Origin of the sequence: Mucilaginibacter sp. (assembly GCF_036383575.1) — a bacterium.
Lineage (GTDB): Bacteria > Bacteroidota > Bacteroidia > Sphingobacteriales > Sphingobacteriaceae > Mucilaginibacter.
The window spans coordinates 1-13,284 of record NZ_DASVOB010000884.1 but is presented as its reverse complement, the minus strand read 5'-3'; the positions used below and the strand labels follow the sequence as shown (position 1 = coordinate 13,284).

Below are 13,284 nucleotides of genomic sequence, written 5' to 3'. Positions count from 1 at the left end.
TCCCCTGCCTGGTATTCAATATCATATTGTAAAAGACGGAAAATCTGACGGGCCACACTCGATCGACGACATCAATGCCATGGTTAGCAGTGGAACATTAAGCAGGGAGAGCATGATCTGGAAAAAAGGTATGGCTGCATGGGCCGCTGCCTCATCAGTTGAAGAAATAGCCGAACTTTTTAATAACGTACCGCCACCGATAGCCTGATCTGCAACTATTCCTAAATCTATATTTCTGAAATGAACAACCAGGCTAATCCATCGGCTATAAACAATTCATTAAATTGTTCGGGCTGCGGAGCGTTATTACACTTTAATCCCGGCACTCATAATTTGCTGTGCGATTATTGCGGCGTGAGCAATGTTATTGAAAGCGCCCCCGATAGTCGCGACATTTCACCTTATGATTATGAGGAGTTTGTTGCCGGGATCGATAACACGAAACAAAGCGCCGATCTGAAGGTAGTAAATTGTAAAAATTGCGGTTCACAAACTATTCTTGATCAGTTTGTAACCTCAGATAAATGCCCGTTTTGTACTGCACCCCTCGTGTTGGACCTGGAAAGCGGGCAGCAATATGTACCGCCCCATTATATTTTGCCCTTTGCCGTCACCCAACAACAGGGCGTTGAGTTTTTCAAAAAGTGGCTTAAAAGCTTGTGGTGGGCACCAAATGACCTGGCTAAAAAAGTAAGCGACAGTTCATCAGCATTAAAAGGTGTTTACCTGCCTCACTGGACCTACGATACCTATACCGTAACTGATTACAGCGGCGAGCGCGGGGATTATTATTACACCACCGAAACCTATACTGAAACGGTCGACGGTAAAACGCAAACCAGGACCAGGCAGGTACGCCATACCGATTGGTCATATGCTTCGGGAAGGGTAGAATGCGATTTCCGCGATCTGATGGTACCGGCCAGTAAATCGTTGCCTGAGAAAACACTTGATAAACTTGGCCCCTGGAACTTTGACATGCTGGTAAAGTTTGATGAACGCTACATGAGCGGCTTCCGTTCCGAAACCTACCAGTTAGATCCTGAGCAGGGTTTTGTAAAAACAGCCGAGCAAACCGTTGGAGAAATAAACTCGGCAATAAGAGACGACATTGGCGGCGATGAGCAAAGGATAGACAGCACGGATACCCAATACCTTGATAAAGCTATAAAATACTTGATGCTGCCGGTTTGGGTAAGTGCTTATAACTATAACAACAAGGTTTATCAGTTTACAGTTAACGCCAGCACCGGCGAAGTTATTGGTCAGCGGCCTGTAAGCGCTATGAAGATCATACTTGCGGTGTTGCTTTTAATTGTTTTGATAGTAACGGGAGTGATTTTGTATCAGAATGCGCATCCTAACGGTTGATTATTGATTAAAAAAACGCTCATATAAAAAAATCGTCATTGCGAGGTACGAAGCAATCCCCTATAAGCAGAGCCGCTCTGTATAGTTCGCGATTGCTTCGTACCTCGCAATGACGATTCCTATTGAGTAACCAACTCCTTATCAACCTTTTTAAGCCTCTGTGGCTTCACAGCAGGCTTTTTATTACGCTTTCCCCACCAGATATAAAACCCGGTAATAGGCAAACTGGCAGATACCATGGCCAGAAAAAACGCTATCACTTTGCCGGAGATGCCCAGTATAGCGCCAACATGAATATCGTAATTCATCCTGCGCAATTTATCGGCAGCACCGGCATCTGCATAACGCCCGGAGTACGCCCCTGCCGATTTGATAGGCTTAAGCGTATACTGGTCAAAATTGTAGATATTGGTTTTGTAATAAGTACCCGAACGCAGGTATGCGATCACTTCAAGCAGATCAGCCTTTTGGCGGGGCAGGTTGATGTAAAATCCTTCGGGCTTGTCCTCTGTGGCAATTTGATTCCAGAGTTTATCAACAGAAGCCATATTGAATGAAAGCTTTGTGGTGGTATCTGAAACCATAGCATCTTCTTCGGTTAATGATTTCCCGCCGGATGTAGCCCAATATACCGATTTGCTAACCCACTGAAAACTCCACACCAGGCCGGTTAAAGCGATGATGAGCAACAACAGCATACTATAAAAACCAAAAACATTATGCAGGTCATAATTAACCCTTTTGAAACTGGCATTCCATTTTACTTTGAAGCTTTTATCGCGCGTGGCTTTAGTCCACTTTTTGGGCCACCATAATACCAGGCCGGATAGTAATAAAACCACAAATATCAATATAGCAACTCCAATAATGGGGCGGCCGATAGGATATGGCAACCACAACGCGCGATGACCGTGCAGTATAAACCTAAAAAAGTCAAATTCACCTTTGCTACCTACAAAGTCGGTGGTTGTTTTTTTCAGAATACGCCCGTTATAGGGATCCACAAAAACAGTTATAAGCAAGCCCGTTTTACGACTGTAAGACACCGCAGCAGCCGACTGATCGGGCAAACCGTAGTTTAGTGCTGTAGGCTTCATCCCCGGTACTGCTTTAACAGCGATATCCGTTAAGGCAGATGGCGGCAGCATTTTTTGATTTTGCGGCTGTACATGTGTCCACGGCTCAGTTGCACTGCGGATCTCTTTTTCAAAAACATAAATAGCGCCTGTGATACTTACAATCACCACAATAATTCCTGAAAAAAGCCCCAGCCACAAATGCAGCCATGCAGATATCCTTTTAAACAACGAATCGCCTTTCCTTTTTGGTTTAACGGCACGGGCCGGAGTAGCAGTTTTAAGCATATTGAACTAAAAAAGGCAGGCCGGGATCCCGGCCTGCAAGTGGATAAATTGTTTTTTTAGAAACGATAGCTGATGCCAAGGCGATAGTTACGCCCGGCTTCTGCCTGCCAGTAATAATAAGTGGCATAGGCGGCACCGCTGTACAGGTACTTATCAAGCAGGTTGTACACGTTAGCGCTTATCTTGATGTGGTCTTTCCCCCAAAACACGCCGCCATCAAATTTGTAATAATCAGGTAGCTGCAATTGTCCGCTGCTGGCGTTCCATGTCCAGGTGGTACGGTCGCCCTGGTAGGTTGCACCGGCATAAATTCCGCTGTTTTTAAGGGAACCGCTTTGTATGGTATAAGTTAATGAAGCATTGATATTATGCTTGGCGTAGCCAGGCACTTTTGCACCAACAACAGCCGTAGCAGGCAGGTTGGCAGCGCCACCGGTTTTAGAGATCTTTGAATCGGTATAGGCATAGTTGGCTACTAATGAAAGGCCGCTGAAGATCTGTCCGCGGGTGTCAAATTCAATACCCTGGGTTTTGGTTTGGCCCACATCTATAACAAAGCCTTCTGAGCCTTTGTTATCAGGATCGGCAGTAAGGGTGTTGTTTTTAAGGATACGATATGCTGATAAGGTTGTGCTCCAGCTGCCATCAAACCAATCGCGTTTAATACCGGCTTCCAGGTTGTTACCTGTGATAGGTTTTGGCAGGCTGCCATCACGGATTAATGCGCTTTGCGGCACAAATGATTGGTCAAACAAGCCATAAACAGATGTTTGCCTGTCGATATTTACGCTTACACCAAAACGTGGGGTAAATTTTTTCTGATTACGACCGGCAAGGTAATTGATCTCTTTTACATAAGTATAACGACCAGCAACGGTTACACGCAATGCATTATCGAGAAAGCCCAGTTCGTCCTGTCCGTATACACCGGTGTATGACTGGCTTGAAAGATTGCCCGCACCGCGTTGTGCCAAGGGTTTCGATCTGTCAAATACCGGTAAACCCAAAGCAGGCTGATTATAAACCGGGTTGTTGATGTTAAATGGTTTAGCTTCACTATCAATAGCGCCACCTTGTCCCCAATCGGCAATGTATTGTTTGTTGCCGAGATCAAGCCCGCCCAATATCCGGTGACGTACCGCACCTGTTTGCACATCGCCATTCAAAAATACCTGGCCAAATTTCATCACATTTGAGGCATCCCAGATGGATATGCTTCTGATAAGATCGCCATTGGCCTTTACGCTATTCACCCAGCCAGAGCTGCCCTGCTGCTGGTAGTTGAAATACCCCAGCTGCCCGGTTAGTTTCCAATGCTCATCTATCTGGTGGTTGAGATAAATAAAGGCGCTGTTATCTTTTACATAAGTAGGCGCTATGCCGGGCTCAGTTATGGTAAAATCGCGAGGTTTTACTGCGTAGCCCTGGGTTGCAAATACATAGTATGAGCCAAGGTTTGATAATTTGGCGTGCTGATAGGTGTATTCAAAAGTAAGCGAGGTTTTATCATCAACTTTCCAGGTAAGTACCGGGGCTATGCTAAAACGATCGTTAAACTCATAATTGCGAAATGAGTTTTTAGTTTGATCCATCAGGTTTAAGCGATATGATAGGCTGCCCGATTTAGTGGCTTTGCCATCCAGATCTAAAGTGGCGCGGTACAGGTCATAGCTGCCCATGGTCATGGTGGCCTCGCCGTTAAAATCCCTACCGGTAGGCTTTTTGGTAACCACGTTGTAAATACCGCTTGGTTCGCCGTTACTCATCATAAAGCCGGCCGGGCCTTTTACAAACTCAATACGCTCAACAAAACTCATATCTTCGCTAAGAGGTCCCCAGTTTGAGGTTACGTTCATACCATTACGAAATGCCGCCGCACGGCTGCCGCGCATATTTACACGGGTATACAGATCGCCCCAGTGTTCCAAACGGGTAGCACCGCTTACATTGCGAATAACGCCATCGCCCATGGAGATCACCTGCTGATCGGAAAGGGTTTGTGAGGTAATTACCTGGATGTTTTGCGGCGCTTCCAGTAAGGGCTCATTAAGGCGCATTGAATTGGAAGGTACATCGGCCTTATAACGGCTTTTAGCGCCGGTAATAGCTACTTCTTTCAATAGGCTGGCATTTTCCTTCAGCATAAAATCAAGAATTTGAGTGCTGCCGGAAGCTACGGTTACCGATTTTTCTTCGGGTGCGAGGCCTACAGCAGATACGCGGATAGTATAGCTGCCGGGTTTGATCTTAGCGATAACATAACGGCCGTCAGCATCGGTAAGGGAACCATAAGTTGTATTTTTTAACGCGACGGTAATGCCAACGGCTGGCTGGCCATCGGCAGTGGTAACTTTACCTTTTATGCTACCGGTTGCACCATCATCAGCCTTAGCGGTGAAGACCGAAAAAGAAAGGATGATTAGAAGAAAGTAAAAATGTTGAAATAATAGCGAAGTAAAGTTTGACCGTTTACTGCAGAGTAAAACAGATTTCATAAATTTGAGTGAAATGATTAATGGATTAAAAGGATCGGTTAACATTAACCCGATGTAAAGTTTGGCGACGGAGCATCGGGATTTTTTGTTTTATAGGAACCGTCAGGGGGGTACGTTGATGTTCATTGCTAACAGGGTTTAGCGCAAAGAAACAACTTATTTAGAATCAGTCCAAATAAAATTAAGAATTCGATCTACATTGAACAGATTTACAAAGCCTTACGAACAATTTTACTTAAATAACTTCCGTCTGTTAATCCAAACTCGGCGGCTATTTGTTTAAGATTATACCTACCACTGGCTATTCGTTGTTTAATCAATTCATTGCGATAATCCCGGATATAATCGCGTAGGGTAACACCGGCATTCCTTTTAAAATAAGGCCCCATATATTCGCCGGCAATATTAAAGTTGGCAGCCATCACCGGTAATTTAAGCAGCCTGGGTTCGTAAATGTGTTTATGGATATAACAAAAGATGGCCTGCATATCTTTACTGCCGTTAGCAGGCTTCTTTAACTCGGGCATATTTCGTTGCAAAACGGCCGATAACGCAATGATCTGCGTCCAAATAAGCTGCTCATTTAAAAACATATCATGCTTTAACGAAACTATTACATTGAAGATCATTTCTACAGTGTACCTGTCGGCGTTATTCAATGCAAAGCCCGACAAATGGGTCTCCCTGCTTTTGATGAGGTATTCAAGATTTTGGACGCCATTGCTGGTCTTGTCTCCGGCTTGATGAATATACAGATCGGTAAACTTCAGGTAGATAAACCGCGTGGGCTCATCTATCTCAAAATAATGAGATTCTTCCGGCCCCAGTAAAAACACGTCACCGGCTTGGTAACTAACAGTTAACCCGTTTATTATATGCTCACCTGCCCCTTTTTTGATATAGATCAATTCATAATGGTTATGATTATGTTCAGGATGAGGCCACTTTTCCGTCTCAAAATCAGAGATCAGCACAGGTTCAAATTGCCGGTAACGCTCCATAGCGGAAATATACCATATTATCACAGATAATTACAATATCGACATACAGCTTTTACCCAATTTTGTTCAACAAATATTTGTTATCAAAACATACAAAATGAAAACTGAAAAGAATACGGCACTTGTTGTTGGCGCTAATGGCGTGATAGGCACTAATTTGGTAAATCACATTGAGAAACTTAATAATTGGAACATTATAGCATTATCCCGCCGCGGCGGATCAAACAAAAGGAATATCCGCTACATAGCAGTGGATCTGCTGGATGAAAACGACTATAGGCAAAAACTCAGTATTTTAACTGATGTTACACACATCTTTTACGCGGCCTATCAAGACAAACCCACATGGGCCGAACTGGTGCAACCTAACCTCGCAATGCTGATGAACGTTGTTTCGACCGTTGAGCCCATTGCCCACAACCTACAGCACATCAGCCTGATGCAAGGATATAAGGTATATGGCGCACACCTTGGCCCATTCAAAACACCCGCAAAGGAAACTGACGCAGGGCACATGCCGCCCGAATTTAATGTAGACCAGCAAATTTTCCTGAAAAAGCAGCAGCAAGGTAAAAAATGGTCATGGTCGGCCATTCGTCCATCAGTAGTCGGCGGTACAGCCGTAGGCAACCCAATGAATTTGGCCCTGACGATAGCAGTTTATGCTACCATTTCAAAAGAGCTTGGCCTTCCGCTTCGTTTTCCGGGTAAACCTGGCGCTTATGATAAATTGATGGAAATGACGGATGCCGGCTTATTGGCTAAAGCTACCGTATGGGCCGCCACTACCCCACAGGCCGCTAACCGGGCATTCAACATCAACAATGGTGATTTATTTAGATGGAACGAGCTGTGGCCTAAAATTGCTGCCTACTTTAAAATGGAAGTTGCGCCGCCACTTCAAATGCCATTGCAAACTGTTATGGCCGACAAAGAACCTCAATGGAATGCTATCCGGGAAAAACACAACCTTGCACCGCATAGCTACCAACAGCTATCATCATGGGCTTTCGGCGACTTTGTATTTTCATGGGATTACGATTTTTTTGCCGATGGCACCAAGGTAAGGCGCATGGGTTTCCATGAATTTATTGATACCGAACAGATGTTCTATAACTTGTTTAATGAACTCAGGGTAAAAAAGATCATACCCTGAATTACGACTCCCCCGAAGTTTTAAAGGGATAATCCCTATCGGATTAATAACGTGCGATAAGTAGTGATGAAAAAAAATGAAAATAAATTTGCGTAACTCACAAGTTACATATACATTTGAGTAACTTAAAAGTTACCTATCATGGCGAAAATTATTCAGCACCAATTATTTTATCCTCACCCACCAGAAGTGGTTTGGGAATTTCTTACCAATCAGGAATTGATAACACAATGGCTCATGCCCGGCGATCTGAAGCCTATACCTGGCCACGAATTTGAGCTAAGGGCTAAACCGATGCCCGAAATGGATTTCGACGGTATCTTTTATTGTAAGATCCTGGAAGTAGTCCCATTTAAAGAGCTCTCCTATTCATGGAAATTTGGGCCGGGTAATGGTGAATTGAGCAATTCGACAGTAAACTGGATGCTAACTGAAAAAGACAACGGCACTGAGCTTTTACTGATCCACCGTGATTTTGCAGACTCTGTAAATCCGTTGATGTTTAACTCAATGGAAAAGGGATGGTTGGTACTCATCAACAAAATGCTGCAGGTTATAAACGCAGAAAAAGATGGAACAGCACAGGCTTGATGTATTCCAGGTAATTGCCGATCCGAGCAGGAGGCAGATACTGCACCTGCTTTCGAAAGATAGCAGTACGATTAATTCGCTGGCCGAAAACTTTGATATGAGCCGCCCGGCCGTTTCAAAGCATATCAAAGTGCTTTACAACGCCGGCTTTATCTCTATCCAGGATATCGGCAGGGAAAGGCATTGTGTTTTAAAACAGGATGGCTTTAAAGAACTTAATGAATGGTTAGCCTACTATGATAAGTTCTGGGGTGATAAACTGGACAAACTGGGGGCTTTAATGAACGATAAAATGAATAAGAAATGAAAGATCAGGATTTAACCGTAACCATAGCGGTAGACAAATCGCCCAAAGAGGCCTTTGACGCTATCAATAATGTCCGTGGATGGTGGTCGGAAGAAGTAAAAGGCGGCACCGAAAAACTCAACGATGAGTTTACCTACAAGGCCCGCGACCTTCACCGCTGCACCATTAAATTAACAGAAGTCATCCCCAACCAAAAGGTAGTTTGGCTTGTGCTCGACAACTATTTTAGTTTTACTCAAGACCAAACCGAATGGAAAGGTACCAAAGTAATCTTCGATATTTCTGAACAAGGCGATAAAACACAGGTCCGTTTCACACACCAGGGTTTGGTTCCGCAGCATGAATGTTATGAGGTTTGTTCAAACGCATGGACGGGCTATATCACCGGAAGTTTGTACAACCTGATCACCACGGGTAAAGGTGAGCCTAATCCAAAGGAAAGTTAGGGGGATGGGTTGAGTTTAAAGTCCGTCTAAATTCTATTTGTCATGTTGAGCAGGTGCAATCCAATGCCTTTGAAGGAAAAAAATGACATTTGCCCCTTTGTCATGCTGAGGCACGAAGCATCTTCTTCGCCCTGTATAGTGGTCATGCTTGTTGAAGAAGATCCTTCGTGCCTCAGGATGACAGTTTTTTTTAATTATATCACTGGGAATTTGTCGAAGCATGGTGGGCAGAGCCTCTTTGTATTAGTTCTTTACCCTGTTCTGTTCACTCTCTGCTCCATTAGCATCATGCTGGCGCTGGCCGGATATGGTTTTACCAAAGCGGTAGCTGAGCGACAATACACCAGTACGGGTATCGCCAAGGTTACGCCAGTCGGCCCGGGTTTGGCTGAGGTGGGTGATAACGCCTGTGTTTTTAAAAGTGTAGAAAATATCATTTACAACCAGCTTCAGCGTTGTTTTTGCCGAAAGCTTTTTGGAAACGGCTGCATTTACCTTACCCCTGCTGCCTAACACAAACTGAGCACTGGTAATTTTGCTTTGGTAACCACCGTCAAGCTGTGTAGTCCAGTCGTTGCCCAGTTTAAAGGTGAGTATCGGTCTGAAAAAGAAGTAAGTGCCTTTGGTATCCAGCAAGCCTGTGTAAAAATCGCTTACAGAATGGATCTGTGATACCCGCCCGGAAATATGGAAATTAAACCATTTGGCCGGATCAAACGTAGCATCAAAAGAAAGCGTTTTAACGGTATACCTGCCGATATTACCCGGTCGGCTGTAATAAATACCATCTACAATTTCAATGGTTTCCTCCACATCATCATTCGATCTGCTGTAGCTTAAAGTTGTAGTAAACCTGTTTTTATAGGTATGCGATAGTTCAAAATTATCGGTAAATGTAGGCCGTAAAAAAGGGTTGCCAGTGTAATAGGTAAACTTATCAAGCGGCGAAAGGAACGGGTTGAGGTCCTGGTAATAAGGACGTTCAATACGGCGGCCATAGTTCAGGCTTAACTGGTTCCGGCTGCTGGTATCCAATTTGTATTGCAGGTAAACAGTTGGGAACAGGTTGGTGTAATTACGCTTGAAGGACGAATCCGGCCGCTGCACATTCCCCAGCTGGTGCCCGTTGGATATAGTATTCTCTACCCTAAGCCCGGCCTGGATGGAAAGTTGTTTATAGTCTCTGGTTGCGTTAACATAAGCTGCGTTGATATTTTCCTTATAGATAAAATGATTGGTTTTGCCGTAATCGGGCGTCATGGTACCGGCGATAGTATAAAAGTAATCGGCAATATTATCGGTATGAGTATAGCTTGATTTTAATCCGGCCGATAGCTTGATTCCATTTTTAAGCGGATGATCATAATCTGCCTTCGCCGAATAGATGTTGATATGCGCCGGCAGCATTCCCGTCAGGATATCGTTACCTATCAGTGTACCATCCGGCAGGTAGCTGCTGTTATTGAAAAGCTGATTGTTATTAGTGTAGTAGTTAAGGTAATCAAGGTCTGCAGAAAACTCATGGCCGTTCTTGTCGTATTGATGACGATAGTTAATATTAGCACCCCCATTTTTAAATGTACCATGTTCCTGATTGTGCGCGATAATGGTAGAATCGGGCTGGTTAACTGCATTTGAAAATTGACTGGTTACCAGGGTTTTGGTGCTGTATGGATTATAGATACCGGTAAGGTTGATACCGAAGGTGCTTTTGTCGGAGATATAATAATCAGCACCAATTTTTGCAAAATAGTTATCGCTTTTGCGCCTGATGAAGGAGTTTTGGATAAAGTTAGAGGTAATTGCGCCGGTGGCGTCTTCAAAGTGGCGGTTGATATCCAGATCACTGAAACCGTTCCCTTTATTGTAACTCAAATTACCGAAGATGTTGATCCGGTTATTGCGATAATTGAAGTTTAGGCTGTTATTGGTTTTAGCATAACGCCCCTGTGTATAGTTAAGATTAATACTCCCGTTAAAGCCCTTCACTTTATTTTTTTTAGTGCGAATATTGATCACTCCTCCATTACCGGCGGCATCATATTTGGCAGGCGGGTTGGGCATTAACTCGATCTGATCTATAGCCGCTGAGGTTAACGAGCGAAGATAACTCTCCAGGTCGGCGCCTGAAAGATAGGTAGGCTTATCATCAATAAAAATGGTTACCCCTTTCCCTTTTAAGCTTATCGCGCCGTTTTGATCCACGATAACACCTGGTGCTTTTTCCAATACCTCAAGAGCGGTGCTTCCAGCATTGCTGATAAGTGCTTCAGGGCTGATGATAGTCCTGTCTATTTTTTGCTGTACAAATGGCCGTTGGGCAATCACACTAACCTCTTTAAGTGCCGTACCCGAGGCCTGTAAAACTACCGGCTCCAATACTTTATCCTGCTCCAATTGCAGCAACCCTGATTTATATGCTTGGTAACCCATCATACTAACTGATAAGCGGTAAGCGCCCGGTTTTACCCGGAAACTGTACAAGCCCGAAGCTTCAGCAAGCGCCGTTTTAACCAATACAGAATCCTGACCTTTGAGCAGGTAAACAGCAGCGCCGTCCAAAGGCTTATTATCGGCCCCAATCACCTTGCCGCTAAGGCTGAGCATGGTTTGTGCATTTGCAACATTTGAGGCAATAGTTATCCAGGCGGCAAAAAAAACCACTATTTTTATTTTCATCATATTGTATGGTTGAGGGTTAAATGCCGATTAGCTGTTTATTTTTTTCAATAGTTATCCTGTTCATGCTTTTGGGCACAATTGATTATAGTCGATATTTAGTTTGATGATTATTGTGGATGTTGTACTGCCTGCGTTGAGTCTTTTTGAACATCGAAATTATACATCCATGACCAGTTGCCCAGTTGTCCTTTTCCGGGTGCTTTTACGTATGTTTTCCTGAATTTCTGGTAAATATCATCCGGCATTTTTTTACCATTAACAATAAACTCCGTATCACTCAGTTTAAACGAAACCAATTCGTCGCTGTTATGAATAATCCCTTCGGTAATGAGCTCAGCGGTTAGTTTCTTTCGGTTAGTATCATCGAAATAGTCCTTATAGGTTTCATGGTATGAGTCGGCGGGGGTATATTTAGCCGCAGCTGCATTATATGCTTTTGCGCTATTACTGTAAGCACCCGGCGATGGTTGGATGCCGCCCAAATTTGTTTTTAAACTACCTAAAGATGTTTTCATTGGGGTAAGGCCAACACCCGGTTGTTTTATAGGTGTTATTGGATCAGGTTGTCGGGCAACCCGGGCAGTTTGTGCAACGGGCGCAACAGGCACAGGGCGCAGCATTGCCTGGTCAATAACTGAAAGATAAGCTGGATATTCATTAGCTGGTACCGTTTTGCCGTTAACCTGCAATGAGCTGATATGGTCATTGACAAAGTTAAGCTGGTATAACACACCATCAACTTTAACCAGGCGGGTTTGGACGCTGCCATTGAGCAATGACATCGATGTATGGTCGCCCACTTCATCGGGGCTGTAGATCCTGAATTTAGAGGTATCCGGTTTGACTTTAAAGGTAGTATCCACCGGCACCATCAAACCTGTCCTCGCCGTTTTATCAACCGATTTAGGTTTTACAGGATGCGGTTCGGTTTGCTCGAGGGGCTCCGGCACATTTTTACTTGCATGCGTCACTTTGGTAACCAGCTTGCTTATTTTATCCGCATTGGAAAAGGCGGCGGTAAGCAATATTGCAGTTGCCAGGCAAACAGCCAGCAATGAACGCTCCATCACATTTAACGACTGGTTATTATTGGAAAGCATCCGTTTTACGCGCCCCATCAAATGATCTTTACGACCGGCTAAGGCCATTGCATAAGCAGGAGCAGTCAATTGATATTCCTGACATGCCACCAAAGCCTTGATATAATTTACTTTGCTACCAGTATGGGCAACAGCAATATCGTCGCAGCAGTTTTCGCGTTCTGCGCGGATGAGCGAGGCAATCCAAAGCACAGCCGGATTAAAGAAGAAAACGATCTCCATCATACTCACCAGCAAATTCATGATATAATCGCGGCGGCGGATGTGGGCCAACTCGTGTATTAGGATAGCCTCTATCGCATCAGGAGGCATAGCGGTAATGAGCCCCGCCGGAATCAGGATCAAAGGTTTTAAATGCCCAATTACCATGGGCACTTTGGCTATCCCCGATTCGGCTATACCTACCAATTGTTTAATGCCTAATTGTAAAGCTAATTGTTTCACCCGGTTTTCCCAGGCCTCGCTTACGGCCAAAACCTGACGCCGGCGCAGGTAATACAAGCTATGCAAACCCGTGAGCAATTGCAATACGCGCGCCATCACCACCAAAAACCATACGAATACAATACTGCCGGAGTGAGCATTCAAAAAACGCAATACGGCTTGATAATCATTAGTTTTTGGAATAGCCTGAGGTACTAACGCCGCATTTTCAGCAATAATAACCTGCCCGCCGGCTATCATCGACGGCGTTGTTTGTTCCAGCGTGACCTCGTGGATGAATGAAAACGCAACCGTACAGGCAAAAATCACAAATGCTGTCATCAATAA

Annotated in this window: 11 protein-coding genes; 6 read left to right on the top strand and 5 right to left on the bottom strand. The window is 44.3% G+C overall.

Features of this window, described 5'->3' with window-relative positions; translation table 11 throughout:
* The coding region (locus tag VF500_RS31075; protein ID WP_330863375.1) for a DUF4339 domain-containing protein at positions 1–208 on the top strand (208 nt) is incomplete at its 5' end.
* A 32-nt stretch (positions 209–240) separates the two neighbouring features.
* Positions 241–1,371, top strand: coding sequence for a zinc finger domain-containing protein (locus VF500_RS31070; RefSeq protein ID WP_330863374.1), 1,131 nt, complete (start codon positions 241–243; stop codon positions 1,369–1,371).
* Positions 1,372–1,490: 119 nt separating this feature from the next.
* Here VF500_RS31070 and VF500_RS31065 read toward each other — a convergent pair whose 3' ends face one another.
* From VF500_RS31065 to VF500_RS31055, 3 genes are all read right to left on the bottom strand, one after another.
* Entirely contained in the window at positions 1,491–2,735 is a 1,245-nt protein-coding gene (locus VF500_RS31065; RefSeq protein ID WP_330863373.1) for a PepSY-associated TM helix domain-containing protein, read from the bottom strand.
* Positions 2,736–2,791: 56 nt separating this feature from the next.
* Entirely contained in the window at positions 2,792–5,230 is a 2,439-nt protein-coding gene (locus tag VF500_RS31060; RefSeq protein WP_330863372.1) for a TonB-dependent receptor, read from the bottom strand.
* Between the two features lie 209 nt (positions 5,231–5,439).
* Complete coding sequence (locus VF500_RS31055) at positions 5,440–6,231, bottom strand: AraC family transcriptional regulator (RefSeq protein WP_330863371.1); 792 nt, start codon at positions 6,229–6,231, stop codon at positions 5,440–5,442.
* A 97-nt stretch (positions 6,232–6,328) separates the two neighbouring features.
* Between VF500_RS31055 and VF500_RS31050 the strand changes: the two genes are divergently transcribed.
* The 4 genes from VF500_RS31050 to VF500_RS31035 all read left to right on the top strand — a co-directional run bounded on the left by VF500_RS31050 (position 6,329) and on the right by VF500_RS31035 (position 8,731).
* Entirely contained in the window at positions 6,329–7,387 is a 1,059-nt protein-coding gene (locus VF500_RS31050) for an SDR family oxidoreductase (protein WP_330863370.1), read from the top strand.
* Between the two features lie 141 nt (positions 7,388–7,528).
* On the top strand, positions 7,529–7,978 hold the full coding sequence (locus VF500_RS31045) for an SRPBCC domain-containing protein (protein WP_330863369.1): 450 nt from the start codon (positions 7,529–7,531) through the stop codon (positions 7,976–7,978).
* Positions 7,959–8,285: a metalloregulator ArsR/SmtB family transcription factor gene (locus VF500_RS31040; protein ID WP_330863368.1), complete on the top strand. Its 327-nt coding sequence runs from the start codon at positions 7,959–7,961 to the stop codon at positions 8,283–8,285. Before VF500_RS31045 ends, VF500_RS31040 begins: the two co-directional genes overlap by 20 nt.
* Complete coding sequence (locus VF500_RS31035; RefSeq protein ID WP_330863367.1) at positions 8,282–8,731, top strand: SRPBCC domain-containing protein; 450 nt, start codon at positions 8,282–8,284, stop codon at positions 8,729–8,731. The genes VF500_RS31040 and VF500_RS31035 overlap by 4 nt, the downstream gene beginning before the upstream one ends.
* Before the next feature lie 243 nt (positions 8,732–8,974).
* Here the strand turns inward: VF500_RS31035 and VF500_RS31030 are convergent, their stop codons facing one another.
* Positions 8,975–11,413 (bottom strand): TonB-dependent receptor domain-containing protein, encoded by a 2,439-nt coding sequence (locus tag VF500_RS31030; RefSeq protein ID WP_330863366.1) that lies wholly within the window; start codon positions 11,411–11,413, stop codon positions 8,975–8,977.
* A gap of 107 nt (positions 11,414–11,520) precedes the next feature.
* Positions 11,521–13,284 (bottom strand): M56 family metallopeptidase (locus VF500_RS31025; protein ID WP_330863365.1); only part of this gene is annotated, 1,764 nt, incomplete at its 5' end.

Bases quoted from the DNA above. Each gene is read 5' to 3' on its own strand.
- VF500_RS31070 (WP_330863374.1), top strand. From the start codon at position 241: ATGAACAACCAGGCTAATCCATCGGCTATAAACAATTCATTAAATTGT.
- VF500_RS31065 (WP_330863373.1), bottom strand. From the start codon at position 2,735: ATGCTTAAAACTGCTACTCCGGCCCGTGCCGTTAAACCAAAAAGGAAA.
- VF500_RS31060 (WP_330863372.1), bottom strand. From the start codon at position 5,230: ATGAAATCTGTTTTACTCTGCAGTAAACGGTCAAACTTTACTTCGCTA.
- VF500_RS31055 (WP_330863371.1), bottom strand. From the start codon at position 6,231: ATGGAGCGTTACCGGCAATTTGAACCTGTGCTGATCTCTGATTTTGAG.
- VF500_RS31050 (WP_330863370.1), top strand. From the start codon at position 6,329: ATGAAAACTGAAAAGAATACGGCACTTGTTGTTGGCGCTAATGGCGTG.
- VF500_RS31045 (WP_330863369.1), top strand. From the start codon at position 7,529: ATGGCGAAAATTATTCAGCACCAATTATTTTATCCTCACCCACCAGAA.
- VF500_RS31040 (WP_330863368.1), top strand. From the start codon at position 7,959: ATGGAACAGCACAGGCTTGATGTATTCCAGGTAATTGCCGATCCGAGC.
- VF500_RS31035 (WP_330863367.1), top strand. From the start codon at position 8,282: ATGAAAGATCAGGATTTAACCGTAACCATAGCGGTAGACAAATCGCCC.
- VF500_RS31030 (WP_330863366.1), bottom strand. From the start codon at position 11,413: ATGATGAAAATAAAAATAGTGGTTTTTTTTGCCGCCTGGATAACTATT.